Below are 25,554 nucleotides of genomic sequence, written 5' to 3'. Positions count from 1 at the left end.
TGAGGTGACAAGGGGAAATTCAAAAAAACTTTTCAACCGTCTCTTTTTTCAACAATGCGGCGAGGAATGTCGCAAAAAACCGCCGTTTTGCTGTTTTAACCGACGAAACGGGACGCCTGGTGGCATACTGTTAGAGTAAAGAAAAGAAAGGAACGGCATTTATGTCTTTAAGCGCACAGCAACTGGCGGCACAAAAGAACATCTCCTGGGTACTGGCCGAGAAGCTCGCCCAAAAAATACTGACTGGCGAATATCAGCCGGAAAGCATTCTTCCCGGCGAGATGGAGTTGGGGGAGCAGTTCGGTGTGAGCCGTACCGCCGTCCGTGAAGCGGTGAAGACGCTAACGGCAAAAGGCATGTTGCTGCCCCGCCCTCGCATTGGCACCCGGGTGATGCCGCGCAGCAGCTGGAACTTCCTTGATAAGGAACTCCTGTCCTGGTGGCTAACAGAAGATAACTTCGAAGAAGTGGTGAGCCACTTTCTCGTCATGCGCAGCAGCCTGGAGCCACAAGCCTGTTTTCTCGCTGCCGCTAACGGCTCCGCAGAACAAAAAGCGCAGCTCAATACTTTAATGGAAGAGATGATTGCCTTGAAACGTCATTTTCAGCGCGATCGCTGGATAGAGGTCGATATGGCCTGGCATGAACATATCTATGAAATGAGCGGTAATCCTTTCCTCAGCTCATTCGCTTCTTTATTTCATTCCGTCTACCACACCTACTTCACGTCGATTACGCAAAATGAAGTAGTGAAGCTGGATCTCCACCAGGCGATTGTCGATGCCATTCTCAACAGTGATGCGCCAGGTGCCTTGCTCGCCTGCCAGGCGTTGTTGAACGCCCCTCACCCCGTAAATCAATAACAAGGAATTGGCATGAGCAGAAAAAAAGGGCGCAGCATGGCCGGCCTGCCGTGGATCGCGGCGATGGCCTTCTTTATGCAGGCGCTGGATGCCACCATTCTTAACACCGCCCTCCCGGCTATTGCCCACAGTCTTAATCGTTCTCCCTTAGCGATGCAGTCGGCCATTATCAGCTATACGCTGACGGTAGCGATGCTGATCCCGGTCAGCGGCTGGCTGGCCGATCGCTTCGGCACGCGCCGGGTCTTTATCATCGCTGTTAGCTTGTTCACTTTGGGGTCTCTCGCCTGCGCGCTCTCCAGCTCATTAATGGAACTGGTCATTTTTCGGGTGATTCAGGGGATCGGCGGGGCGATGATGATGCCGGTGGCGAGGCTGGCGCTGCTGCGCGCCTATCCCCGCAGCGAGCTGCTTCCGGTGCTGAACTTTGTGACCATGCCAGGTCTGGTGGGGCCGATACTGGGCCCGGTGCTCGGCGGGGTGTTTGTCACCTGGGCCAGCTGGCATTGGATTTTCCTGATAAACATTCCCATCGGGGTGATTGGCATTCTGTATGCCCGCAAATTCATGCCAAATTTCACGACGCCGCGCAGGCGCTTCGATATAACCGGTTTTCTGTTATTTGGCTTAAGCCTGGTACTGTTTTCCAGCGGTATTGAACTGTTTGGAGAAAAAATCGTGGCGACATGGCTGGCGCTGGCCGTGATTGCCGTCAGTCTGTTACTGCTCGTGGCCTATGTTCGCCACGCGCGCCGCCATCCGGCGCCGCTTATCTCGCTCTCTTTATTTAAGACGCATACTTTCTCAGTCGGCATTGCTGGCAACCTTGCCACGCGTTTGGGTACCGGCTGTGTGCCATTTCTGATGCCGCTGATGCTGCAGGTTGGCTTCGGCTATCCGGCCATTATCGCCGGCTGTATGATTGCCCCTACCGCTATCGGCTCCATTATTGCGAAATCTACCGTTACCCAGGTGCTGCGCTGGTTTGGCTATCGTAAGACCCTGGTGGGGATCACGGTATTTATTGGCCTCATGATTGCCCAGTTCTCGCTGCAGTCGCCAGAGATGCCGCTGTGGATGCTTCTTCTGCCACTGTTTGTGCTGGGGATGGCGATGTCCACGCAGTTCACCTCGATGAATACCATTACGCTGGCCGATCTGACGGATGACAATGCCAGCAGCGGTAACAGCCTGCTGGCGGTGACCCAGCAGCTTTCAATCAGTCTCGGGGTGGCCATCAGCGCTGCGGTGCTGCGCTTCTATGAAGGTTTTGACAATGCCAGCACGGTACAGCAGTTTCACTACACCTTTATAACCATGGGCGTGATCACCATCGTGTCGGCGCTGATGTTTATGCTGTTAAGAGCGAAAGATGGCCGTAATCTGATTAGCGAGCGGCACAAACGCTAAGCGGAGCCACGAACCACCAGCTCCGGCGTTAACTGAACGCGTTGCTGCTTTTGCTGCGGATCGGCCATTCGATGGATCAGCACATCGATGGCCAGTTCTCCCAGCTCATCTTTTGGCTGGTGAATGGTGGTCAACGGCGGTGTCATATAGCGTGCGAGCTCAATATCATCGTAGCCCACCAGCGCCATGTCCTGCGGAATGTGCAAACCGGCCTGGTACAACGCCTGATAAGCGCCAACCGCCATGGCATCGTTGCCGATAAATACCGCCTGCGGCCGCTGCGGCAAAGCCAGCAGCTGCTGCATCGCGCTAAACCCGCCGCCAAACTCAAAATCACTGGTCACCACGTATCCGTCGGCAACCGGCAGGCCGCAGCGCGCCATCGCAGCATGGTAACCTTCAAGGCGCAGACGCGCCGGGGTTTTATCCAGCGGGCCGGCAATACAGGCAATGCGCGAATGCCCCTGGTCAATCAGATACTGGGTCGCCATATCGCCACCAAGCAGCGAGTTATCCTGAATCAGATCGCTATCGCCATCAAAGGGAGCCCAGTCCATCATGACCGTCGGTACCGATGGATAGCGCTGCATAATTTCCGGAGAGGGCTGATGGGTCTCCGTGCACAGCAGCAGTAGTCCATCGACGCGTTTTTGCATTAGCGTCTCCAGATTACGATTCATTCGCTGCTCATCACCTTCCGTATTACAGAGTACGAGGCTATAACCCCGCTCAAAACAGCTGCGCTCCACGCCCCGCACCAGCTCCGAATAAAACGGATTGGTACTGGCAGTGATGAGCATGCCGATGGTACGGGTTTGATTAAGCTTAAGGCTACGCGCCAGCGCAGAGGGGGCGTAGTTGAGGCTTTTGATCGCAGCGTCTACTTTGGCGGTAATCGCCTCACTGACAAAGCGGTCCTTATTGATGACGTGTGACACCGTCGATGTGGAAACGCCCGCGACGCGGGCCACATCTTTCATCGTAGCCAAGCATTACCCCTGTTGCGCTAAAAATTCATCAATCTCTGTGCGCCACGGCACGGATGGCTGCGCGCCTTTGCGGGTCACGGCGATCGCCGCCGCGGCATGCGCAAAACGGATCGCTTCCGGCAGGGAAGTCCCTTCCAGCAACGCGGTTACCAGCGCGCCGTTAAAGGTATCGCCGGCAGCGATAGTATCAATGGCCTGCACACGAAAACCCGGGATCCGACGACTTTCGCCTTCGGCACTGAGCCAGACGCCGCGGCTGCCGAGGGTGATCATCACCGTACCAATGCCTTTGGCATGCAGCACGTCGGCGGCTTTTGCCGCATCCTCGTCGCTCTCAACGCGAATACCGGTCAGCTTTTCCGCTTCGGTTTCGTTGGGGGTAATGATATCCACCAGCGCCAGCAGTTCATCGGACAGTTCACGCGCTGGCGCGGGATTAAGCACCACGGTGGTCTGATGGCGATGGGCGATTTTCGCCGCCGCCAACACGCTCTCCAGCGGCGACTCCAGCTGCATTAACAGCGCCTGTGCGCTGGCGATACGTTCCTTTTCCGCCTCAACCTGGGAGACGGAAAGCGCCGCATTGGCGCCGGCATGAATACCGATGACATTCTCACCTTCGGCGTTAACGAAGATTAACGCCACGCCGGTCGCTTCCCCGGCGACTGCGCGCACAGGCGCCACGTCGATTTTATCGCTCGCCAGCTGGCGGCGGATGCGTTCACCGATGTCGTCATCGCCGGTGCAGGCGATAAACGCGATATCCGCTCCGCTGCGCCCGGCGGCGACCGCCTGGTTGGCCCCTTTACCACCGAAAGCCACCTGATAATGGTTGCCGGTGACGGTTTCGCCCGGCGTCGGGAAAGCGTCAAGGTTAAGAATGTGATCGGCATTGATACTGCCAAGGACGACAAGTTTGCCTGCAGTTTTCATCATTTCTGTTCCCGGGAAAGCGCGCCACCGGGATCCGGTGGCGCATGCCCTGCTTTTCTTTTTTTATATTGTCCCTCGGACCGTTGCCAGTCCGAATCGCATTTTACTGCTTAACGACCAGCTTCAGCTCAACCGGGTAGTTAGCTTCCACTTTTTCGCCCTTCAGTACCTTATCAGCCGTCTCAACGCCTTTCGCGCCGATCTGCTCCGGCAACTGTGCGACGGTCGCCGCCAGTTTGCCACTGTTTACTGCTTTTTCGCCATCCGGAGTGCCGTCAAATCCAACCACCATCACATCGGACTTGCCTGCGGTCTGCAGCGCGCGCAGGGCGCCCAGCGCCATTTCATCATTTTGCGCGAATACCGCCTGCACGTCAGGATGCGCGGTCAGCAGGTTCTGCATCACGTTCAGCCCTTTGGTACGGTCGAAATCGGCTGGTTGGCTGGCCAGGACGTTAAACTTGTGCGCCGCCACGGCCTGTTTAAAGCCTTCGCCGCGCTCGCGCGCCGCAGAAGTCCCGGCAATGCCCTGCAGCTCAATGACTTTCGCACTTTCACCCACTTTTTTCGCGATGTAATCGCCAGCCATTTTTCCGCCCTGCACGTTGTCAGACGCAATATGGCTCACGACATCGCCTTTTGTGGCCTGACGGTCAAGGGTGATGACCGGGATTTTCGCCTGGTTTGCCATCTTCACGGCGTTGCCGACGGCATCAGAGTCGGTGGGGTTGATCAGCAGCAGCTTGGCGCCGCGCACCGTTAAATCCTGGACGTTCGCCAGCTCTTTCGCCGGGTTGTTCTGAGAGTCCAGCACCACCAGGTTGTAGCCCAGCTTGTCGGCTTCTTTTTGCGCGCCGTCTTTCAGCGACACGAAGAATGGGTTGTTGAGAGTAGAGATAACCAGAGCGATGGTGTCTTTGGCCATCGCGTTTGCGCTGACGGTCGCACTTAGCGCAACAGCAGAGACCAGGGTCGCCAGTTTTTTCATATTCATAGTTAAGATGTCCTGTAGAGTTCTCAGTTACTGCTTTTTGTTATCTACCAGTACCGCCAGCAAAATCACCACCGCTTTAACGATCATCTGGTAATAGGAAGAAACGCCTAAAAGATTAAGACCATTATTCAGGAAGCCAAGGATCAGCGCGCCAATCAGCGTGCCGACAATGCGTCCTTTGCCGCCCGCGAGGCTGGTGCCACCGAGCACCACCGCCGCAATGGCGTCCAGCTCATAGCCCGTCCCCGCCGTCGGCTGCGCGGAGGAGAGACGCGCCACTTCGATGATCCCGGCCAGCGACGCCAGCATCCCGCACAAGGCGTAGACGATAATTTTGACTTTATTGACGCTAATCCCGGACAGACGCGTCGCCGCTTCATTACCGCCCAGCGCGTAAATATAACGGCCCAGGCGAGTATGGTGCAGCATGTACCAGGCCGCCAGGAAGACAATCGCCATGATCCATACCGGCGTCGGGATCCCCAGCGGACGCCCGATGCCAAACCAGCCAAACAGATCGGCGTTATCGCTAAAGCCGGTGTTGATCGGACTGCCGTTGGTGTACACCATGGTCACGCCGCGCAGCAGCAGCATCATCACCAGGGTAGCGATGAAGGCCTGCACGCGGCCTTTCGCCACAATCACCCCGGTGACTGCGCCGATCGCGGCACCCAATGCGAGGGCAGCAGCGACCGCCACCAGCGCATTAACCTCAATGCCAACAATCGACGCTGCCACCGCACCGGTGAGCGCCAACAGGGAGCCGACGGACAGGTCGATCCCCGAGGTCAGTATAACCAGCGTCATCCCTACCGCCATGATGGCGTTAACGGAGGTCTGTTGCAGGATATTGAACAGGTTATTGACGGTAAAAAAGTTGGGGCTCATGGTCGATACCACCGCGATCAGCACCAGCAGGGCAATCAGCGATTTTTGCTCCATCAGCCACGCTTTCGTGAAATAACGGCGACCAGTAACAGCCTGGGTTGTCATCTTTCTTACTCCTGATTCACACGGTTAAGCTTGCCCACAGCGGCAGCCATCAATACTTCCTGGGTGGCCTGCTCGCGTGTGAATTCACCGCCGAGATGCCCTTCATGCATCACAATGATGCGATCGCTCATGCCCAACACCTCCGGCATCTCAGAGGAGACCAGAATGATGCTCAGGCCATCGGCTTTGAACTGATTGATGAGCTGGTAGATCTCTTTCTTCGCCCCGACGTCGACGCCGCGGGTCGGTTCATCAAGGATCAGCACCTTTGGCCGGGTCATCAGCCCGCGGGCAATGGCGACCTTTTGCTGGTTGCCGCCGGAAAGCAGGCCGATTGCCTGCTCCATGGACGGCGTTTTGACGTTAAACAGCCGAATGAAATCACTGACCGCCTGCTGTTCATCTTTATGCTTAAGGCTGCCGCCCGCCCGGCTGAAGTAGCGTAGCGCCGTCAGGGACATATTTTCTTTTACCGACATCCCGAGAACCAGGCCATCGCGCTTACGATCTTCGGAGATATAGACAATGCCGTTCGCCAGACCGTCCTGCGGCGAGCGGGTCACCACTTCATGGCCATCCAGCGTCACGGAGCCGCTGCTGCGCGGCAGCGCGCCGTACAGCACTTTCATCAGTTCGGTCCGTCCGGCGCCCATCAGCCCGGCGACACCCAGGATTTCCCCCTGGCGCAAGGTAAAGGTCACGTTTTCCACGCCCGGGCCGCAGAGATTATCGACCTTCAGGCGCACCGCGCCCGGCGCCTTATCGAGATGTGGATATTGATCTTCCAGCTTACGGCCGACCATCATCTCGATCAGTCGGTCCTCATCCAGCGAAGCCACTTCGCGCTCGGCGATAAACTGCCCGTCACGAAAGACGGTCACGTCGTCGCAAATCTCGAAGATCTCTTTCATACGGTGGGAGATATAGACGATGCCGCGCCCCTGCGACTTCAGTTCGCGGATGACGCGGAACAGCGATTCGGTTTCGGTATCGGTCAGCGCATCGGTCGGTTCATCCATAATGATGACTTTCGATTCGAAGCTCAGCACTTTGGCGATCTCCACCATTTGCTGATCGCCAATCGACAGATCGCCCACCAGCTTCTGGCTGTTAAAGCGGAGATTCAGCTTTGCCAGCAGCTTGTCGGCTTCGGCATACATCTGCTTCCAGTCGATTTTGCCAAAACGGTTAACAAATTCGCGACCAAGGAAGATGTTCTCGGCAATCGTCAATTGCGGGATCAGGTTCAGTTCCTGGTGGATGATACCGATCCCGGCTTCCTGGGAGGATTTGGGGCCGTTAAAGGTCGTCTCTTTGCCTAACCACAGCAAAGAGCCGGCATCACGGGTGTAGATCCCGGTCAGCACCTTCATCATGGTGGACTTGCCGGCGCCATTTTCTCCTACCAGCGCCATTACCCGACCGGCATAGACATTCAGCGCCGCGCCGGAGAGCGCCTTGACGCCAGGGAACGCTTTATCGATCCCTTTCAGTTGCAATAAGGCTTCCATGACGGCGACCTCAGAACGTGACGCCGGCACAGAGAATGATATTCGCAAACGGGGAACACTCCCCGCTGCGAATTACCGCCTGACTGTCTGCGGTTTGTTTTTTGAACTGCTCATGGCTGGTGTAACGAATTTCAATGGTATTTCCCTGGTGCTGCTGCAGCTGCTCGAGGTGAGTGAGCAACGTCGCGTGGAGCTGCGGATTATGGGTTTTAATCTCTTCCGCGATAACAGCCGCTTCAACCTGCATTTCCGTCGTCACCACTTCCAGCACCTGCATAAAGGAAGGTACGCCCTGAGTCAGCGCCATATCAATGCGCGTGCTGCTGCGGGGAACCGGTAATCCGGCATCGCAGACCACCAGCGTATCGGTGTGGCCCAGGCGGGAAATGACCGCGGAAATATCAGCGTTAAGTACGGTGCCTTTTTTCATTTTTCTCTTTTGCTCCACTAGCGAAACGTTTCGCTAAAATAATTATTATCAATGTGTGAGCAGAAAACCATCACCAGAAGAGAGAAATGTGATCTCCATCGAAACGTTTCGCAAGGGAACGACAGGAGATGACAGCCGGAGTGAGAAACAAAAAGCCCTTCGCAATGGAAGGGCTTTTTTGACATCAGATTTCGACCTGGGTACCGAGTTCGATAACCCGGTTTGGCGGGATTTCAAACTGATCCGGCGCCCGCAGGGCGTTACGCTGGAGCAGCAGATAAAGCTTGCCGCGCAGGCGCAGATACCACGGTCGTTTGCCGATAATCAGCGACTCATGCGACATGAAGAACGAGGTCTCCATCATTCGGCAGCTGAGTCCTTCCAGGCCACAGCGATGGAACACCTCTTCAACGTTCGGCGTTTCCCGCCAACCGTAGCTGGCCACCACCCGCCAGAACGACGGCGACAGCTGCTCAATCTGCACCCGGCGAACGTTATGCACGTAAGGCGCGTCTTCGGTGCGCAGAGTCAGAAGGATTACTCGCTCATGCAGCACCTTGTTGTGCTTCAGGTTATGCAGCAGGGCAAACGGGATCACGTTCAGGGCGCGGGACATATACACCGCGGTACCCGGCACACGCACCGGCGGTGACTTCTCCAGCGAAGAGATCATCGCTTCCAGCGAATTGCCATGCTCGTGCATTCGGCGCAGCAGGCGGAAACGTTCGCTCTTCCAGGTGGTCATCACCGTGAACATCACCAGCCCCAGGGACAACGGCAGCCAACCGCCGGAGACAATCTTATCGAGGTTCGCCGAAAACAGCGGAATATCGATACACAGGAAGGCCACCAGCATCAGGCCGACAAACAGCTTATTCCAGTGCCAGTTTTTGCGCGCCACCGTTGCCGACAGAATGGAGGTCAGCACCATGGTGCCCGTGACCGCGATACCATACGCCGCCGCCAGATTAGACGAATGCTCAAAGCTGACAATAACGATGACCACAGAAACGTACAGCAGCCAGTTAATGAACGGGATGTAAATCTGTCCGGACTCCATTTCCGAGGTGTGGATAATGCGCATCGGCGACAGATAGCCCAGACGCACTGCCTGACGGGTCAGGGAGAAGACCCCGGAGATCACCGCCTGCGAGGCGATAACCGTCGCCAGCGTGGCGATAATCAGCATCGGGATCAGCGCCCACTCCGGCGCCAGCAGGAAGAACGGGTTTTTAATCGCTTCCGGGTGCTTCAGCAGCAGCGCGCCCTGGCCAAAATAGTTCAGCACCAGCGAGGGCAGCACGACGGAGAACCAGGCCACGCGGATCGGCAGTTTGCCGAAGTGACCCATATCGGCGTACAGCGCTTCCACCCCGGTAATCGACAGCACCACCGCGCCGAGCGCAATAAAGGAAACCGTTTTGTACTGCAGGAAGAAATGCACCGCCCAGTAGGGGTTTAGCGCCTGAAGAACTTCCGGGTTAGCGTAAATGCTTCGCGCGCCCAGTACCGCCAGCAACAGGAACCAGATCAGCATAATCGGCGCAAACAGCTTACCGACCATGCCGGTCCCGTGCTTCTGGATCACAAACAGCAGAGTCAGCACGATAATGGAAATAGGGACAATCCAGGTATCAAGCTGCGGGGCGATAATTTCTAACCCCTCTATCGCCGACATAACGGAAATCGCCGGCGTAATCACCACTTCGCCATAGAAGAAGCTACCGCCGATCAGGCCGAGGATCACCAGTACGGAGGTCATTCGGGCCGAGGTATTACGTCCGGCCAGCGACATCAGCGTTAAGATCCCGCCTTCCCCGGCGTTATCCGCCCGCATCACGAACGTGATGTATTTAATCGATACGGTAAAGATTAACAGCCAGAAAATCAGCGACAAAAAGCCAAACACGGCATCGCGCTCAACGCCAAAGCCGAACTGACCTGACAGGCATTCGCGCAAGGTATACAGTGGACTGGTACCGATATCGCCGTACACCACGCCGATGGCCGCCAACGTTAATGCCGGCAACGATTGTTTATTATCAGTGCTCATAGACTAGTCTTTTCGTTTATAAAACAAATGTGTGCCTAGTCCCTTGGCCCACAAAAAGCGCACAGTATGCACGATTATTTGCGAAATCGTACCCCTAACAGACACCATATTAACCTGGCTCAAAAAAAATAAATCGATTCTTCAGGCTATTACCGCCCCTGCTCTAACATCTATACTCGACCCAATAACGATACATGACAAAGCACGCAACTCAATTATGGCTCAAACACATTTACTGGCTGAAAGAATTTCCCGGCTCAGCGCGGCACTCGAAAAAGGACTCTTTGAACGCAGCCACGCGATACGCCTCTGCCTGCTGGCGGCGCTCAGCGGCGAGAGCGTTTTTTTGCTCGGTCCACCGGGGATCGCCAAAAGCCTGATTGCCCGCCGCCTCAAATTCGCCTTCCAGCAGGCGCGCGCTTTTGAATACCTGATGACCCGCTTCTCCACCCCGGAAGAAGTTTTTGGGCCACTGTCCATTCAGGCGCTGAAGGATGAAGGCCGTTACGAACGTTTAACCGCCGGCTACCTGCCGGAAGCCGAAATCGTCTTTCTCGATGAAATATGGAAAGCGGGTCCGGCGATCCTCAACACCCTGCTGACGGCGATTAACGAACGTCACTTCCGCAATGGGGCGCACGAAGAGAAAATCCCGATGCGCCTGCTGGTGGCCGCGTCGAACGAACTCCCCGAAGCCGACAGCAGTCTGGAAGCGCTGTATGACCGAATGCTGATCCGTCTGTGGCTTGATAAAGTGCAGGATAAAGGTAATTTCCGTTCAATGCTGGTCAGCCAGCAGGATGAAAACATCAATCCAGTGCCCAGCGCGCTGCAGGTTAGCGACGAAGAGTTTACCCAATGGCAGCAGCAGATCGGCAATATCAAACTGCCAGACGCGGTGTTTGAGCTGATATTCCAGCTCCGCCAGCAGCTGGATGCCCTGCCAAATGCGCCGTACGTCTCGGATCGCCGCTGGAAAAAGGCCATTCGCCTGCTGCAGGCCAGCGCCTTCTTCAGCGGGCGCGACAGCATCGCGCCGATAGATCTGATCCTGCTGAAAGATTGTCTGTGGCACAACGTCGAGAGCATGAACCTGATGTCGCAGCAGCTGGAAACGCTCATGACCTGTCACGCCTGGCAACAGCAGGCGATGCTGACGCGGCTGGGGGCCATTGTCCAGAGACGCATTCAGATCCAACAGCAGCAAAGCGACAAAACGGCGTTGAAGGTCACCCGCCTTGGCGGGATGTTTAGCCGCAAACCGCATTATGAATTGCCGGCGGAGATCCAGGGGACCACCCTGACGCTGCTGCTGCAGCAGCCGCTCAAACTTCACGATATGGAAGTGATCCACATTACTTTTGAACGCGAGGCGTTAGCCAACTGGCTGGAAAAGGGCGGTGAGATCCGCGGTAAGCTCAACGGGATCGGCTTTGCCCAACTGCTCAATATGGATGTCGACACCAGCCAGCACCTGGTCGTCCGCGACGTCAGCCTGCAGGGCTCACGCCTCGCGCTGCCCGGTAGCGCATCGCAGGAGAACATGCCGGCAGAAATTCGCCAACAGCTGGAGGCGCTCGATGATGAGTGGCACCAGCAACACAACCGCTTCAGCGAGCAGCAAAAGTGTCTGTTTATCCCGGTCGAGTGGCTGGGAAGAATCGAAGCCAGCCTGCAGGACGTCGGCGCGCAGATTAAACAGGCGAAGCAGCCATGACGCTCGATATGCTGAATGTCATGCTGGCAGTCAGCGAAGAGGGAATGATCGAGGAGATGCTGCTGGCGCTGCTGGCCTCTCCTCAGCTGGCGGTGTTCTTTGAGAAATTCCCCCGCCTGAAAAACATCATCGCGGCGGATATTCCACGCTGGCGTGAAGCCGTTCGCGCCCGTTTGAAAGAAGTTAACGTCCCGCCGGATCTGGACGCCGAAGTGCAAACCTATCAGCAGGCTCAGCTACTCTCTACCTCGCAGTTTATCGTCCAGCTCCCGCAGATCCTCGGCAAACTGCACCAGCTACAGTCTCCTTTTGCCGCTCAGGCGCAGAAGCTGGTGGATGACAATGCCACCTTTACCCCGGCGTTGCATACGCTGTTTTTACAGCGCTGGCGCCTGAGCCTGGTGGTGCAAGCCACCAGCCTTAACCAGCAGTTGCTGGATGAAGAACGCGATCAGTTACTCAGTGAGGTCCAGGAACGAATGACGCTCAGCGGTCAGCTCGATCCGGTACTGGCGGAAAATGACACTGCCGCCGGGCGTCTGTGGGATATGAGCGCTGGCGAACTCAAACGCGGCGACTATCAGCTGATCGTGCGCTATGGCGATTTTCTCAACCAGCAACCGGAGCTACTGCAGCTGGCGGAACAACTCGGACGTTCACGGGAAGCGAAATCGGTGCCGAAGAAAGACGCCCCGATGGAAACCTTTCGCAGCCTGGTGCGCGAGCCGGCGACAGTACCGGAGCAAGTCGACGGCCTCCAGCAGAGTGACGACATTCTGCGGCTGCTGCCGCCGGAGCTGGCGACGCTCGGCATCACGGAGCTGGAGTTTGAATTTTATCGCAAGCTGGTGGAGAAGCAGCTGCTCACCTACCGGCTGCATGGCGACGCCTGGCGTGAGAAAATCACCGAACGCCCGGTAACACGGCAGGATTTTGATGAGCAACCGCGCGGGCCGTTCATTGTCTGCGTCGATACGTCAGGGTCGATGGGCGGTTTTAACGAGCAGTGCGCTAAGGCCTTTTGTCTGGCCCTCATGCGCGTCGCGCTGGCCGATAACCGTCGCTGCTTTATTATGCTGTTCTCCAGCGAAGTGGTGCATTACGAACTGACCAGCGAGCGCGGGCTGGAGCAGGCGATCCGCTTTTTAAGCCAGCGCTTTCGCGGCGGTACCGATCTGGCCAGCTGTTTTCGCGCCATTATTGAACGTCTGCAAAACCCCCAGTGGGTGGATGCGGATGCCGTCGTGATCTCTGACTTTATCGCCCAGCGGTTGCCGGATGAGGTGATTGCTCAGGTGGGGGAGTTACAGCGTAAGCACCAGCACCGTTTTCACGCGGTGGCGATGTCGGTACACGGCAAACCCGGCATCATGCGCATCTTCGATCATATCTGGCGCTTTGATACCGGGCTGCGTAGCCGCCTGCTGCGACGCTGGCGGCGCTAATTCATTACAGCAGCGCGGAAACGCTTTCGCGAACCTGCGCCGGCCATACGCCGCACTGCACCTGGCCGATATGGTCAAGCTGCAGCAGCAGCATCGTCAGACGAGACTGGCCAATGCCGCCGCCGATAGTCTGCGGCATCTCGCCGCGCAGCAGCGCCTGGTGCCATTCAAGCTGTAGGCGATCTTCATCGCCAGTCACGGCCAGCTGGCGCTTCAGCGCTTCGGCGTCAACGCGGATCCCCATTGAGGAGATCTCGAAAGCATCTTCCAGCACCGGGTTCCACACCAGGATATCGCCGTTCAGACCGGCAAAGCCTTCAGAAATCTCTGTGCTCCAGTCATCATAATCCGGCGCACGCACGTCGTGGCGCTTACCGTCAGACAGTTTGCCGCCGATACCAATTAAGAAGACGGCCCCCAACTCTTTGGCAATGGCTCGCTCACGGCCTTTGGCATCGAGATCGGGATAGCGGCTCAGCAGCTCCTGGCTGTGAACAAAATGGATCTGTTCCGGCAGAAAAGGCTTCAGGCCAAATTCCTGGCTGACCGCCAGCTCGGTAGCTTTGATCCCGGCGTAGATCGCCTCGACGGTTGCCTTCAGAGTGCCGACGTGACGCTCTTCATCGCCCATCACGCGCTCCCAGTCCCACTGGTCAACATAAACGGAATGGATAGGCGTCAGACGGTCTTCATCGGGGCGAAGGGCCTTCATGTGCGTGTACAGCCCTTCGCCCGCGCTGAAGTCGTGTTGTCCCAGGGTTTGACGCTTCCACTTCGCCAGCGAATGAACCACTTCGAACTGGGCGTCGGGTAGTGTTTTCACTTTTACCTGAACCGCTTTCTCGCAGCCGGACAAGTTATCCTGCGTCCCATCGCCCACGCGGCTTAAGATTGGCGCCTGGACTTCAATCAGGCCAAGCTTCTCTTCCAGCTGACGGGAAAAGTGGGATTTAACGAAACTGATCTGGCGTTGTTTTGCGATATATGCGGTTTTCATTTTTATAACTCCTGCGTCCTGTTGCCATTGATTAAGCAACAAAATAGGGCCGCAATACAATAATCAATCAATAAAAAGCCACATCGACTTTTAATTCATCAAAATATGGCGCTAAAATAGCAAGAACCCTCAAACTTCATAAGAAAAAGATATGGAAAATTATCAGATCGACAATCTGGACCGCGGCATTCTCGATGCGCTGATGGCCAACGCCCGTACCGCCTATGCCGAACTGGCTAAACAGTTCAGCGTCAGCCCGGGCACCATTCATGTACGCGTCGAAAAGATGAAACAGGCGGGTATCATTACCGGTGCGCGCATTGACGTCAGCCCCAAGCAGCTGGGCTATGATGTCGGCTGCTTTATCGGCATTATTCTTAAGAGCGCCAAAGACTACCCTTCCGCCCTTGCCCGCCTGGAAAGCCTTGAGGAGGTCACCGAGGCTTATTACACCACCGGCCACTACAGCATCTTTATTAAGGTGATGTGTAAATCCATCGATGCCCTGCAGCAGGTACTTATCAACAAGATCCAAACAATTGATGAAATTCAGTCCACCGAGACGCTGATCGTGCTGCAGAACCCGATCATGCGTACCATCAAGCCCTGATCGCTTTTTTTAATCCCACATTTTTCCACAGGTAGATCCCAGCTCGCTCACAGCGTACAATACGCCACTCTGAACAGTTGAGCGGGCGATCGGCGATCATGGCAGACATTACACTTATCAGCGGCAGTACCCTGGGCAGTGCGGAATATGTAGCAGAGCATCTGGCGGAAAAGCTGGAAGAAGCCGGCTACAGCACTGAAATCCAGCACGGTCCGCTGGTGGACGATCTGCAGGCAGAAGGGATCTGGTTAGTTATCTCTTCAACGCATGGCGCCGGCGACATTCCCGACAACCTGGTTCCCTTCTATGACGCATTGCTGGAGCAGAAGGCCGATCTTTCCGCCGTGCGCTTTGGCGCCATCGGGATCGGCAGCCGCGAATACGACACCTTCTGCGGGGCGATCGATAAATTAGAAGCAGCATTGAAGGCCAGCGGCGCAAAACAGATCGGCGAAACGCTGAAAATTAACGTGCTGGAACATGAAATTCCGGAGGATCCAGCGGAAATCTGGCTGGGATCCTGGAAAAATTTGCTCTGAGAATTGTAAAGATCGTCGGATCTTCTGTGGATAACCATGCTTAAAAGCTTGGATCAACCGGTAGTTATCCAAAGAATAACCGTCGTATGGTTTTTGTGCTGTGTATAACCCTTCATTTTGATCCCAGCTTATACGGACCAGGATCACCGATCATTCACAGATAGTGATCCTTCTTAAGCTTTTGATCTTACATCGTGGATCCGACTTATCCACAAAGAGAGTCGATCCTAATAAGAGATCACAATAGAACAGATCTCTATATAAAGATCTTCTTTTTAATACTCAGGATCCCGGAGTCTTTCTCAAAAGACCAAAGCCGAGTAGAATCCACGGCCCGGGCTTCAATCCATTTTCAAACCGCGTTATGCGAGGCAGATCACCATGTTTTATCAGGATCCTTTTGACGTCATTATCATTGGCGGGGGTCATGCAGGCACTGAGGCCGCGATGGCCGCAGCGCGAATGGGCCAACAAACCCTGCTTTTGACACACAATATCGACACGCTGGGGCAGATGAGCTGCAACCCGGCGATTGGCGGCATTGGGAAAGGACACCTGGTAAAAGAAGTGGACGCACTCGGCGGATTGATGGCAACCGCGATCGATCAGGCGGGTATTCAGTTTAGGATACTAAACGCCAGCAAAGGGCCCGCGGTACGTGCCACTCGCGCCCAGGCAGACCGCGTGCTGTATCGTCAGGCGGTACGCACCGCGCTGGAGAACCAGCCGAACCTGATGATCTTCCAGCAGGCAGTGGAAGATCTGATTGTTGAAAACGATCGCGTCGTGGGCGCCGTCACTCAGATGGGCCTCAAATTCCGCGCTAAAGCGGTGGTGTTGACCGTCGGGACCTTCCTCGATGGCAAAATTCATATTGGTCTGGACAACTACAGCGGCGGGCGTGCCGGCGATCCGCCGTCAATCCCGCTGTCTCGTCGTCTGCGTGAGCTGCCGCTGCGCGTAAGCCGCCTGAAAACCGGAACCCCGCCACGTATTGACGCCCGCACCATCGATTTCAGCGTGCTGGCGCAACAGCACGGCGATAACCCGATGCCGGTCTTCTCGTTCATGGGATCCGTGGATCAGCATCCGCGTCAGGTGCCCTGCTATATCACCCACACCAACGAGAAAACCCATGACGTGATCCGTAATAACCTCGATCGCAGCCCAATGTACGCTGGGGTGATCGAAGGGATCGGGCCACGCTATTGTCCGTCGATCGAAGACAAAGTCATGCGCTTTGCCGATCGCAACCAACATCAGATTTTCCTTGAACCGGAAGGCCTGACCTCAAACGAAATTTATCCGAACGGTATCTCCACCAGCCTGCCGTTTGATGTACAAATGCAAATCGTCCGCTCAATGCAGGGGATGGAGAACGCGCGGATCGTCCGTCCCGGCTACGCCATTGAGTACGATTTCTTCGACCCACGCGATCTGAAGCCAACGCTTGAGAGCAAATTTATTCAGGGTCTGTTCTTCGCCGGCCAGATCAACGGTACCACCGGTTATGAAGAAGCCGCTGCTCAGGGTCTGCTGGCTGGACTTAACGCTGCCCGCTTCTCTGCGGAAAAAGAGGGCTGGGCGCCGCGTCGCGATCAGGCTTACCTCGGCGTGCTGGTGGATGACCTGTGCACTCTGGGTACCAAAGAACCGTACCGCATGTTTACCTCCCGTGCCGAATATCGTCTGATGCTGCGCGAAGATAACGCCGACCTGCGCCTGACCGAACAGGGGCGTGAGCTGGGTCTGGTGGACGATGAACGCTGGGCGCGGTACAACGAAAAGCTGGAAAGCATTGAACGTGAACGTCAGCGTCTGAAATCGACCTGGGTGAACCCGCAGGCAGAGAGCGCCGCCGAAGTGAATGCTCACCTGACGGCGCCGCTGTCGCGTGAAGCGAGTGGTGAAGATCTACTGCGTCGTCCGGAAATGACCTACGAGCAACTGATTCAGCTGTCGCCGTTCGCACCGGGACTGGAAGATCAACAAGCGGCCGAGCAGGTAGAGATCCAGGTGAAGTATGAAGGTTACATCGCTCGCCAGCAGGATGAGATCGAGAAACAGCAGCGTAATGAGAATACCGTGCTGCCGGCGACGCTCGATTACCGCCAGGTCACCGGGCTGTCTAACGAAGTGATCGCCAAACTGAACGACCATAAGCCGTCGTCGATAGGGCAGGCGTCACGCATTTCCGGGATCACGCCGGCGGCGATCTCTATTTTGTTGGTTTGGCTGAAAAAGCAGGGGATGCTGCGCCGCAGCGCCTGATTGCGGCCGCCTGCCTGCGCTGATTTCACTGTTGCATAATCAGCGTTCGCCTTTATCATTCATAGCCCGGTAAGCGTTAGCGCCTCCGGGCTCATTATTTTTTGAAGGTACAGACTGTGCTCAACAAACTTTCTCGTCTGCTGGATGAAGCGGGTATTTCGCTCACCGATCACCAGAAAAACCAGCTGGTGGCCTACGTCGGGCTGCTCGATAAGTGGAACAAAGCCTATAACCTGACCTCCGTTCGCGATCCGAATGAGATGCTGGTGCGTCATATCCTCGACAGCATCATCGTGGCGCCTTATCTGCAGGGCTCGCGCTTTATCGATGTCGGGACCGGACCGGGGCTCCCTGGCATTCCACTGGCCATCGTGCGTCCGGAGTCGCATTTCACCCTGCTCGACAGTCTCGGCAAGCGCGTGCGCTTCCTGCGTCAGGTGCAGCATGAGCTGAAGCTGGATAATGTCACCCCGGTGCAGAGCCGCGTGGAAGCCTTCCCGGCCGAACCGCCGTTTGACGGTGTGATAAGCCGCGCCTTCGCATCGCTCAATGATATGGTGAGCTGGTGCCATCATCTGCCGGCGGCGAACGGTCACTTCTATGCACTCAAAGGGTTAGCGCAAAAAGACGAAATGGAAAACCTGCCGGAAGGGTATGGTATTGCCGAGGTGATTGAGCTGCATGTTCCTCAGCTGGAAGGGGAGCGACACCTGGTGGTAATTCAACCAAAATCGCGTTAATTTTTATCAAAAAATGTGGAAAAAATGTCGCCCGCGGATGTTACAAAAATAAAGGTCACTCCGCGATATTATCGGGCTGCATTTAACCATGTTTTTACTATGGCTTTTCCTGCGGTTAACTTAGCATAAGTGATTCACTGACAAAATAGTCAACTTTGAAAATATCAGGGTGCTAAAAATCGACACGGATGAACAGCATAGTGATGTTAAATTTTTATTATAAATGTCAATAAAAGGTTTTTATTGTATGTGAGGTTGTTTTAGATAATGTCCTCACTTTTTATCTTGAATATCAAAAGCATGAAAAATAGTGTTTTATGTCCTTGATTCATTAAAGGGCGCTTGAAATGTTTATTATGTGATCTAATGCACGCTTTAATTGCCGTGTTTCCACGTTATTTGCAGTTTTGTATGACTGCTCACAGAACGCTGAAATGCACGGAAAGTTGTCCGTTGGAAAATAATTAAACATTTATTCACTATTTTGCTACTTATTGTTTGAAATCACGGGGCGTCACCGTATAATTTGTCCGCTTTTTGATGCTTGACTCTTCGTCTTAAAGGACGTTTTATACGACACGCGACATACCTCAAAGGGAGCAGGAGTAAAAACGTGATGTCAGTGTCGCTCTTGAGTCGAAACGTTGCTCGCAAGCTTCTGTTTATTCAGTTACTGGCAGTAATAGCAAGTGGACTGCTGTTCAGCCTCAAAGACCCCTTCTGGGGCATTTCCGCAGTATGCGGCGGTTTGGCAGTGGTTTTGCCAAATCTGATGTTTATGATTTTTGCCTGGCGTCATCAGGCGCATACACCAGCAAAAGGCCGTGTGGCCTGGACCTTCGCCTTCGGTGAAGCCTTCAAGGTGTTGCTAACCTTCGCCCTTCTGGCGATGGCGCTGGCTGTTTTAAGAGTGGTATTTATGCCGCTGATCGTGACGTGGGTTTTGGTGCTGGTGGTACAAGTTCTGGCGCCAGCTGTAATTAACAACAAAGGGTAAAGGCATCATGGCTTCAGAAAATATGACGCCGCAGGATTACATAGGACACCATCTGAACAACCTTCAGTTGGACCTACGTACATTCTCGCTGGTGGATCCGCACAACCACACAGCCACCTTCTGGACGCTCAACATTGACTCCATGTTCTTCTCGGTGGTTCTCGGTCTGCTGTTCCTTGCCATGTTCCGTAGCGTTGCTAAGAAAGCGACCAGCGGCGTACCAGGGAAATTCCAAACCTTCATCGAAATGATCATCGGCTTCGTCCATGGCAGCGTCAAAGACATGTACCATGGCAAGAGCAAGGTTATCGCGCCGCTGGCGCTGACCGTGTTCGTCTGGGTCTTCCTGATGAACCTGATGGACCTGCTGCCAATCGACCTGCTTCCTTATATCGGCGAACACATTTTCGGCCTGCCTGCACTGCGCGTGGTTCCGTCTGCCGACGTGAACATCACCCTGTCGATGGCGCTTGGCGTGTTCATCCTGATTATTTTCTACAGCATCAAAATGAAAGGCGTAGGTGGGTTCGTTAAAGAACTGACCATGCAGCCGTTCAATCACTGGGCGTTCATTCCTGTCAACTTAATCCTTGAAGGGGTAAGCCTGCTGTCCAAACCGGTTTCTCTCGGTCTGCGACTGTTCGGCAACATGTATGCCGGTGAGCTGATTTTCATTCTGATTGCTGGTCTGTTGCCGTGGTGGTCACAGTGGGTTCTGAATGTGCCTTGGGCCATTTTCCACATCCTGATTATTACGCTGCAAGCCTTCATCTTCATGGTTCTGACGATTGTCTATCTGTCGATGGCGTCCGAAGAGCATTGATTTTTACCAACACTACTACGTTTTAACTGAAACAAACTGGAGACTGTCATGGAAAACCTGAATATGGATCTGCTGTACATGGCTGCCGCTGTGATGATGGGTCTGGCGGCAATCGGTGCTGCGATCGGTATCGGCATCCTCGGAGGTAAATTCCTGGAAGGCGCAGCGCGTCAACCGGATCTGATTCCTCTGCTGCGTACTCAGTTCTTTATCGTTATGGGTCTGGTGGATGCTATCCCGATGATCGCTGTAGGTCTGGGTCTGTACGTGATGTTCGCCGTCGCGTAGTAAGTTGTTAGAAACCTAAGCCACAGAGTTAATTAAAGAGGTATTGTGCTGTGAACATGAACGCAACAATCCTCGGCCAGGCCATCGCGTTTGTTATCTTCGTATGGTTCTGCATGAAGTACGTATGGCCGCCTTTAATGGCTGCCATCGAAAAACGCCAGAAAGAGATTTCTGACGGTTTAGCTTCTGCAGAACGCGCTAAGAAAGATTTGGACCTTGCACAGGCCAACGCGACCGACCAGCTGAAAAAAGCGAAAGCGGAAGCCCAGGTAATCATTGAGCAGGCGAACAAGCGTCGCTCTCAGATTCTGGACGAAGCTAAAGCTGAAGCAGAACAGGAACGCACCAAAATCGTTGCACAAGCGCAGGCTGAAATTGATGCTGAGCGTAAACGTGCTCGTGAGGAGCTGCGTAAGCAGGTCGCTATCCTGGCTGTTGCTGGCGCCGAGAAGATCATCGAACGTTCCGTGGATGAAGCTGCTAACAGCGACATCGTGGATAAACTTGTCGCTGAACTGTAAGGAGGGAGGGGCTGATGTCTGAATTTGTAACGGTAGCTCGCCCCTACGCCAAAGCAGCTTTTGACTTTGCCGTCGAACACAACAGTGTTGAACGCTGGCAGGATATGCTGGCGTTTGCCGCCGAAGTGACCAAAAACGACCAAATGGCAGAGCTTCTCTCCGGTGCTTTGGCGCCGGAAACGCTCTCAGAAGCGTTTATCGCTATCTGCGGTGAGCAACTCGACGAAAACGGCCAGAACCTGATTAAGGTGATGGCGGAAAACAATCGTCTGAAGGTGCTCCCGGACGTTCTTGAGCAATTCATTCACCTGCGCGCGGCCAGTGAGGCCATCGCAGAGGTAGAAGTAATATCTGCCAACCAACTGAGTGATGAACAGCTTGCCAGGATCGTCAGCGCGATGGAAAAACGTCTGTCACGCAAAGTTAAGCTGAATTGCAAAATCGATAAGTCTGTTATGGCAGGTATTATCATCCGTGCGGGTGATATGGTCATTGATGGCAGCGTACGCGGCCGTCTTGATCGCCTTGCAGACGTCTTGCAGTCTTAAGGGGACTGGAGCATGCAACTGAATTCCACCGAAATCAGCGAACTGATCAAGCAGCGCATTGCTCAGTTCAATGTTGTGAGCGAAGCTCATAACGAAGGTACTATTGTTTCTGTAAGTGACGGTGTTATCCGCATCCACGGCCTTGCCGAATGTATGCAGGGTGAGATGATCTCCCTGCCGGGTAACCGTTACGCTATCGCATTGAACCTGGAGCGTGACTCCGTTGGTGCCGTGGTGATGGGTCCGTATGCTGACCTCGCCGAAGGCATGAAGGTTAAATGTACTGGCCGTATCCTGGAAGTTCCGGTTGGCCGTGGCCTGCTGGGCCGTGTGGTTAACACCCTGGGCGCGCCAATTGATGGTAAAGGTCCGCTGGAAAACGACGGTTTCTCCGCCGTAGAAGCGATCGCACCGGGCGTCATCGAACGTCAGTCCGTCGATCAGCCGGTACAGACCGGTTATAAATCCGTTGACGCCATGATCCCAATCGGTCGTGGTCAGCGTGAACTGATCATCGGCGACCGTCAGACCGGTAAAACTGCGCTGGCTATCGATGCCATCATCAACCAGCGTGATTCCGGTATCAAGTGCGTCTATGTTGCTATCGGCCAGAAAGCGTCCACCATCTCTAACGTGGTGCGTAAACTGGAAGAGCACGGCGCGCTGGCTAACACCATTGTGGTGGTAGCGACTGCATCCGAATCTGCTGCACTGCAATACCTGGCGCCATACGCGGGTTGCGCAATGGGCGAATACTTCCGCGACCGCGGTGAAGATGCGCTGATCATTTACGATGACCTGTCTAAACAGGCTGTTGCTTATCGTCAGATCTCCCTGCTGCTCCGTCGTCCGCCAGGACGTGAAGCCTTCCCGGGCGACGTATTCTACCTCCACTCTCGTCTGCTGGAGCGTGCTGCGCGTGTTAACGCCGAATACGTTGAAGCTTTCACCAAAGGTGAAGTGAAAGGGAAAACCGGTTCTCTGACCGCACTGCCGATTATCGAAACGCAGGCGGGTGACGTTTCCGCATTCGTTCCGACCAACGTAATCTCCATTACCGATGGTCAGATCTTCCTGGAAACCAACCTGTTTAACGCCGGTATTCGTCCTGCGGTTAACCCGGGTATCTCCGTATCCCGTGTTGGTGGTGCAGCGCAGACCAAGATCATGAAGAAACTGTCCGGTGGTATCCGTACCGCACTGGCGCAGTATCGTGAACTGGCAGCGTTCTCCCAGTTTGCATCCGACCTTGACGATGCAACCCGCAAACAGCTGGACCACGGTCAGAAAGTGACCGAGCTGCTGAAACAGAAACAGTATGCGCCGATGTCCGTCGCGCAGCAGTCTCTGGTTCTGTTCGCAGCAGAACGTGGTTACCTGGCTGATGTAGAACTGGCGAAAATCGGTAGCTTCGAAGCCGCTCTGCTGGCTTACGTCGACCGTGATCACGCTCCGCTGATGCAAGAGATTAACCAGTCCGGTGGCTATAACGACGAAATCGAAGGCAAGCTGAAAGGCATCCTCGATTCCTTCAAAGCAACCCAGTCCTGGTAACGTCTGGCGGTCTGTCTTAGGGCAGGCCGCAAGGCATTGAGGAGAAGCTCATGGCCGGCGCAAAAGAGATACGTAGTAAGATCGCAAGCGTCCAGAACACGCAAAAGATCACTAAAGCGATGGAGATGGTCGCCGCTTCCAAAATGCGTAAATCGCAGGAGCGTATGGCGGCCAGCCGTCCTTACGCAGATACTATGCGCAAAGTGATTGGTCACCTTGCGAACGGTAATCTGGAATATAAGCACCCTTACCTGGAAGAACGCGACGTTAAGCGCGTGGGCTACCTGGTGGTGTCGACCGACCGTGGTCTGTGCGGCGGCTTGAACATTAACCTGTTCAAGAAACTGCTGGCGGAAATGAAAGCATGGTCCGATAAAGGCGTTCAGTGCGACCTCGCAATGATCGGCTCTAAGGGCGTCTCTTTCTTTAACGCCGTTGGCGGTAACGTGGTTGCACAGGTGACCGGTATGGGGGATAACCCCTCCCTGTCCGAACTGATCGGCCCGGTAAAAGTGATGTTGCAGGCCTATGATGAAGGCCGTCTGGACAAGCTGTACGTTGTCAGCAACAAATTTATTAACACCATGTCTCAGGTTCCGACGATCACTCAGCTGCTGCCGTTACCGGCATCAGAAGACGCTGATCTGAAACGTAAATCCTGGGATTACCTGTACGAACCCGATCCGAAAGCGCTGCTGGATACCCTCCTGCGTCGTTATGTCGAATCTCAGGTCTATCAGGGCGTGGTAGAAAACCTGGCCAGCGAGCAGGCCGCACGTATGGTGGCGATGAAAGCCGCGACCGACAATGGCGGCAGCCTGATTAAAGAGCTGCAGTTGGTATACAACAAAGCTCGACAGGCCAGCATTACTCAGGAACTCACCGAGATCGTCGGTGGTGCATCCGCGGTATAACCAGGTTAATTCGTAGAGGATTCAAGATGGCTACTGGAAAAATTGTCCAGGTAATCGGCGCCGTAGTTGACGTCGAATTCCCTCAGGATGCCGTACCGCGCGTGTACGAAGCTCTTGAGGTGCAGAATGGTAAAGAAGTTCTGGTGCTGGAAGTTCAGCAGCAGCTCGGCGGCGGTATCGTTCGTACCATCGCCATGGGTTCTTCCGATGGTCTTCGCCGCGGTCTGGAAGTAAAAGACCTCGAGCACCCAATCGAAGTCCCGGTAGGTAAAGCAACACTGGGTCGTATCATGAACGTACTGGGTCAGCCGGTCGACATGAAAGGCGACATCGGTGAAGAAGAGCGTTGGGCTATCCACCGCGCAGCACCTTCCTATGAAGAGCTGTCCAGCTCTCAGGAACTGCTGGAAACCGGTATCAAAGTTATCGACCTGATGTGTCCGTTCGCCAAGGGCGGTAAAGTTGGTCTGTTCGGTGGTGCGGGTGTAGGTAAAACCGTAAACATGATGGAGCTGATCCGTAACATCGCGATCGAGCACTCCGGTTACTCTGTGTTTGCGGGCGTCGGTGAGCGTACTCGTGAGGGTAACGACTTCTACCACGAAATGACCGACTCCAACGTTATCGATAAAGTATCCCTGGTGTACGGCCAGATGAACGAGCCGCCGGGAAACCGTCTGCGCGTTGCGCTGACCGGCCTGACCATGGCTGAGAAATTCCGTGACGAAGGTCGTGACGTTCTGCTGTTCGTCGATAACATCTATCGTTACACCCTGGCCGGTACTGAAGTATCCGCACTGCTGGGTCGTATGCCTTCAGCGGTAGGTTATCAGCCGACTCTGGCGGAAGAGATGGGCGTTCTCCAGGAACGTATCACCTCCACCAAAACCGGTTCTATCACCTCCGTACAGGCGGTATATGTACCGGCGGATGACTTAACTGACCCATCCCCAGCCACTACCTTTGCTCACTTAGATGCAACCGTAGTACTGAGCCGTCAGATCGCTTCCCTGGGTATTTACCCGGCCGTTGACCCGCTGGACTCCACCAGCCGTCAGCTGGATCCGCTGGTTGTTGGTCAGGAACACTACGACACCGCGCGTGGCGTTCAGTCCATCCTGCAGCGTTATCAGGAACTGAAAGATATCATCGCCATCCTCGGTATGGACGAACTGTCTGAAGAAGACAAACTGGTGGTAGCTCGCGCACGTAAGATCCAGCGCTTCCTGTCCCAGCCGTTCTTCGTAGCAGAAGTCTTTACCGGTTCTCCGGGCAAATACGTGGCGCTGAAAGACACTATCCGTGGCTTTAAAGGCATCATGGAAGGCGAATACGATCACCTGCCAGAGCAGGCGTTCTACATGGTCGGTTCCATCGACGAAGCCGTGGAAAAAGCCAAAAAACTTTAACGCCT

At 54.8% G+C, this 25,554-nt stretch carries 24 protein-coding genes; 16 read left to right on the top strand and 8 right to left on the bottom strand.

What is annotated here, in order from left to right; genetic code table 11:
- Positions 1 to 161 precede the first annotated feature (161 nt).
- Complete coding sequence (locus tag HMPREF3142_RS09845) at positions 162 to 863, top strand: FadR/GntR family transcriptional regulator (RefSeq protein WP_012543294.1); 702 nt, start codon at positions 162 to 164, stop codon at positions 861 to 863.
- 12 nt (positions 864 to 875) lie between these two features.
- Positions 876 to 2,273 carry a multidrug transporter subunit MdtD gene (gene mdtD, locus HMPREF3142_RS09840; RefSeq protein WP_008806705.1) on the top strand — a complete coding sequence of 466 codons (1,398 nt, stop codon included), beginning with the start codon at positions 876 to 878 and terminating at the stop codon, positions 2,271 to 2,273.
- On the opposite strand, the gene rbsR is transcribed toward mdtD, so the two are convergent.
- The 7 genes from rbsR to kup all read right to left on the bottom strand — a co-directional run bounded on the left by rbsR (position 2,270) and on the right by kup (position 10,176).
- Positions 2,270 to 3,262: a ribose operon transcriptional repressor RbsR gene (gene rbsR, locus HMPREF3142_RS09835; RefSeq protein ID WP_077270039.1), complete on the bottom strand. Its 993-nt coding sequence runs from the start codon at positions 3,260 to 3,262 to the stop codon at positions 2,270 to 2,272. The genes mdtD and rbsR overlap by 4 nt on opposite strands.
- Positions 3,263 to 3,265: 3 nt before the next feature.
- A complete protein-coding gene (rbsK, locus tag HMPREF3142_RS09830; protein ID WP_008806707.1) occupies positions 3,266 to 4,198 on the bottom strand; it encodes a ribokinase in 933 nt (310 codons plus the stop codon).
- 100 nt (positions 4,199 to 4,298) lie between these two features.
- Positions 4,299 to 5,189, bottom strand: coding sequence for a ribose ABC transporter substrate-binding protein RbsB (gene rbsB, locus HMPREF3142_RS09825; protein WP_012969238.1), 891 nt, complete (start codon positions 5,187 to 5,189; stop codon positions 4,299 to 4,301).
- A gap of 27 nt (positions 5,190 to 5,216) precedes the next feature.
- Entirely contained in the window at positions 5,217 to 6,182 is a 966-nt protein-coding gene (gene rbsC / locus HMPREF3142_RS09820; RefSeq protein ID WP_008806709.1) for a ribose ABC transporter permease, read from the bottom strand.
- Positions 6,183 to 6,187: 5 nt separating this feature from the next.
- Positions 6,188 to 7,693 (bottom strand): ribose ABC transporter ATP-binding protein RbsA, encoded by a 1,506-nt coding sequence (rbsA, locus tag HMPREF3142_RS09815; RefSeq protein ID WP_012543297.1) that lies wholly within the window; start codon positions 7,691 to 7,693, stop codon positions 6,188 to 6,190.
- 10 nt (positions 7,694 to 7,703) lie between these two features.
- On the bottom strand, positions 7,704 to 8,123 hold the full coding sequence (rbsD, locus tag HMPREF3142_RS09810) for a D-ribose pyranase (protein WP_002882527.1): 420 nt from the start codon (positions 8,121 to 8,123) through the stop codon (positions 7,704 to 7,706).
- Positions 8,124 to 8,307: 184 nt separating this feature from the next.
- Positions 8,308 to 10,176 (bottom strand): low affinity potassium transporter Kup, encoded by a 1,869-nt coding sequence (gene kup / locus HMPREF3142_RS09805; protein WP_008806712.1) that lies wholly within the window; start codon positions 10,174 to 10,176, stop codon positions 8,308 to 8,310.
- Positions 10,177 to 10,393: 217 nt separating this feature from the next.
- Here kup and ravA point away from each other — a divergent pair, with 217 nt between their 5' ends.
- Positions 10,394 to 11,893, top strand: a complete 1,500-nt coding sequence (ravA, locus tag HMPREF3142_RS09800; protein ID WP_016162028.1) for an ATPase RavA — start codon at positions 10,394 to 10,396, stop codon at positions 11,891 to 11,893.
- Positions 11,890 to 13,338: an ATPase RavA stimulator ViaA gene (gene viaA / locus HMPREF3142_RS09795; protein WP_008806714.1), complete on the top strand. Its 1,449-nt coding sequence runs from the start codon at positions 11,890 to 11,892 to the stop codon at positions 13,336 to 13,338. Before ravA ends, viaA begins: the two co-directional genes overlap by 4 nt.
- 4 nt (positions 13,339 to 13,342) lie before the next feature.
- On the opposite strand, the gene asnA is transcribed toward viaA, so the two are convergent.
- Entirely contained in the window at positions 13,343 to 14,335 is a 993-nt protein-coding gene (asnA, locus tag HMPREF3142_RS09790) for an aspartate--ammonia ligase (protein ID WP_008806715.1), read from the bottom strand.
- A 151-nt stretch (positions 14,336 to 14,486) separates the two neighbouring features.
- On the opposite strand from asnA, the gene asnC reads away from it, so the two are divergent.
- The 12 genes from asnC (at position 14,487) to atpD (ending at position 25,549) form a co-directional block, all read left to right on the top strand.
- Entirely contained in the window at positions 14,487 to 14,945 is a 459-nt protein-coding gene (gene asnC / locus HMPREF3142_RS09785; protein WP_002882510.1) for a transcriptional regulator AsnC, read from the top strand.
- A gap of 98 nt (positions 14,946 to 15,043) precedes the next feature.
- Positions 15,044 to 15,484 (top strand): FMN-binding protein MioC, encoded by a 441-nt coding sequence (mioC, locus tag HMPREF3142_RS09780; RefSeq protein WP_008806716.1) that lies wholly within the window; start codon positions 15,044 to 15,046, stop codon positions 15,482 to 15,484.
- 381 nt (positions 15,485 to 15,865) lie between these two features.
- Entirely contained in the window at positions 15,866 to 17,755 is a 1,890-nt protein-coding gene (gene mnmG, locus HMPREF3142_RS09775; protein WP_008806717.1) for a tRNA uridine-5-carboxymethylaminomethyl(34) synthesis enzyme MnmG, read from the top strand.
- A gap of 116 nt (positions 17,756 to 17,871) precedes the next feature.
- Positions 17,872 to 18,495 (top strand): 16S rRNA (guanine(527)-N(7))-methyltransferase RsmG, encoded by a 624-nt coding sequence (rsmG, locus tag HMPREF3142_RS09770; RefSeq protein WP_008806718.1) that lies wholly within the window; start codon positions 17,872 to 17,874, stop codon positions 18,493 to 18,495.
- Between the two features lie 616 nt (positions 18,496 to 19,111).
- Positions 19,112 to 19,492 carry a F0F1 ATP synthase subunit I gene (gene atpI, locus HMPREF3142_RS09765; protein WP_032741502.1) on the top strand — a complete coding sequence of 127 codons (381 nt, stop codon included), beginning with the start codon at positions 19,112 to 19,114 and terminating at the stop codon, positions 19,490 to 19,492.
- A 7-nt stretch (positions 19,493 to 19,499) separates the two neighbouring features.
- Positions 19,500 to 20,315, top strand: coding sequence for a F0F1 ATP synthase subunit A (gene atpB / locus HMPREF3142_RS09760; protein ID WP_004151552.1), 816 nt, complete (start codon positions 19,500 to 19,502; stop codon positions 20,313 to 20,315).
- A 48-nt stretch (positions 20,316 to 20,363) separates the two neighbouring features.
- Positions 20,364 to 20,603: a F0F1 ATP synthase subunit C gene (gene atpE, locus HMPREF3142_RS09755; RefSeq protein ID WP_000429386.1), complete on the top strand. Its 240-nt coding sequence runs from the start codon at positions 20,364 to 20,366 to the stop codon at positions 20,601 to 20,603.
- A gap of 50 nt (positions 20,604 to 20,653) precedes the next feature.
- Positions 20,654 to 21,124 carry a F0F1 ATP synthase subunit B gene (gene atpF, locus HMPREF3142_RS09750; protein WP_004107293.1) on the top strand — a complete coding sequence of 157 codons (471 nt, stop codon included), beginning with the start codon at positions 20,654 to 20,656 and terminating at the stop codon, positions 21,122 to 21,124.
- 14 nt (positions 21,125 to 21,138) lie between these two features.
- Positions 21,139 to 21,672, top strand: a complete 534-nt coding sequence (gene atpH / locus HMPREF3142_RS09745) for a F0F1 ATP synthase subunit delta (protein WP_004202307.1) — start codon at positions 21,139 to 21,141, stop codon at positions 21,670 to 21,672.
- Between the two features lie 12 nt (positions 21,673 to 21,684).
- Positions 21,685 to 23,226, top strand: coding sequence for a F0F1 ATP synthase subunit alpha (gene atpA / locus HMPREF3142_RS09740; RefSeq protein ID WP_012543303.1), 1,542 nt, complete (start codon positions 21,685 to 21,687; stop codon positions 23,224 to 23,226).
- Between the two features lie 50 nt (positions 23,227 to 23,276).
- Positions 23,277 to 24,140 carry a F0F1 ATP synthase subunit gamma gene (gene atpG / locus HMPREF3142_RS09735; protein WP_008806722.1) on the top strand — a complete coding sequence of 288 codons (864 nt, stop codon included), beginning with the start codon at positions 23,277 to 23,279 and terminating at the stop codon, positions 24,138 to 24,140.
- A 26-nt stretch (positions 24,141 to 24,166) separates the two neighbouring features.
- Positions 24,167 to 25,549, top strand: coding sequence for a F0F1 ATP synthase subunit beta (atpD, locus tag HMPREF3142_RS09730; RefSeq protein WP_008806723.1), 1,383 nt, complete (start codon positions 24,167 to 24,169; stop codon positions 25,547 to 25,549).
- Positions 25,550 to 25,554: the final 5 nt, after the last annotated feature.

This window comes from Klebsiella sp. HMSC16C06, assembly GCF_001808325.1.
Classification (GTDB): Bacteria; Pseudomonadota; Gammaproteobacteria; order Enterobacterales; family Enterobacteriaceae; genus Klebsiella; species Klebsiella variicola.
The sequence above is the reverse complement of the archived record's forward strand: the minus strand, read 5'-3'. Positions and strand labels throughout refer to the sequence as shown.

Bases quoted from the DNA above. Each gene is read 5' to 3' on its own strand.
- mnmG (WP_008806717.1), top strand. From the start codon at position 15,866: ATGTTTTATCAGGATCCTTTTGACGTCATTATCATTGGCGGGGGTCAT.
- rbsA (WP_012543297.1), bottom strand. From the start codon at position 7,693: ATGGAAGCCTTATTGCAACTGAAAGGGATCGATAAAGCGTTCCCTGGC.
- kup (WP_008806712.1), bottom strand. From the start codon at position 10,176: ATGAGCACTGATAATAAACAATCGTTGCCGGCATTAACGTTGGCGGCC.
- atpG (WP_008806722.1), top strand. From the start codon at position 23,277: ATGGCCGGCGCAAAAGAGATACGTAGTAAGATCGCAAGCGTCCAGAAC.
- rbsD (WP_002882527.1), bottom strand. From the start codon at position 8,123: ATGAAAAAAGGCACCGTACTTAACGCTGATATTTCCGCGGTCATTTCC.
- atpB (WP_004151552.1), top strand. From the start codon at position 19,500: ATGGCTTCAGAAAATATGACGCCGCAGGATTACATAGGACACCATCTG.
- rbsB (WP_012969238.1), bottom strand. From the start codon at position 5,189: ATGAATATGAAAAAACTGGCGACCCTGGTCTCTGCTGTTGCGCTAAGT.
- HMPREF3142_RS09845 (WP_012543294.1), top strand. From the start codon at position 162: ATGTCTTTAAGCGCACAGCAACTGGCGGCACAAAAGAACATCTCCTGG.
- atpE (WP_000429386.1), top strand. From the start codon at position 20,364: ATGGAAAACCTGAATATGGATCTGCTGTACATGGCTGCCGCTGTGATG.
- mioC (WP_008806716.1), top strand. From the start codon at position 15,044: ATGGCAGACATTACACTTATCAGCGGCAGTACCCTGGGCAGTGCGGAA.
- ravA (WP_016162028.1), top strand. From the start codon at position 10,394: ATGGCTCAAACACATTTACTGGCTGAAAGAATTTCCCGGCTCAGCGCG.
- rbsK (WP_008806707.1), bottom strand. From the start codon at position 4,198: ATGATGAAAACTGCAGGCAAACTTGTCGTCCTTGGCAGTATCAATGCC.
- atpA (WP_012543303.1), top strand. From the start codon at position 21,685: ATGCAACTGAATTCCACCGAAATCAGCGAACTGATCAAGCAGCGCATT.
- atpD (WP_008806723.1), top strand. From the start codon at position 24,167: ATGGCTACTGGAAAAATTGTCCAGGTAATCGGCGCCGTAGTTGACGTC.
- asnA (WP_008806715.1), bottom strand. From the start codon at position 14,335: ATGAAAACCGCATATATCGCAAAACAACGCCAGATCAGTTTCGTTAAA.
- atpI (WP_032741502.1), top strand. From the start codon at position 19,112: ATGTCAGTGTCGCTCTTGAGTCGAAACGTTGCTCGCAAGCTTCTGTTT.
- rbsC (WP_008806709.1), bottom strand. From the start codon at position 6,182: ATGACAACCCAGGCTGTTACTGGTCGCCGTTATTTCACGAAAGCGTGG.
- mdtD (WP_008806705.1), top strand. From the start codon at position 876: ATGAGCAGAAAAAAAGGGCGCAGCATGGCCGGCCTGCCGTGGATCGCG.
- viaA (WP_008806714.1), top strand. From the start codon at position 11,890: ATGACGCTCGATATGCTGAATGTCATGCTGGCAGTCAGCGAAGAGGGA.
- asnC (WP_002882510.1), top strand. From the start codon at position 14,487: ATGGAAAATTATCAGATCGACAATCTGGACCGCGGCATTCTCGATGCG.
- atpH (WP_004202307.1), top strand. From the start codon at position 21,139: ATGTCTGAATTTGTAACGGTAGCTCGCCCCTACGCCAAAGCAGCTTTT.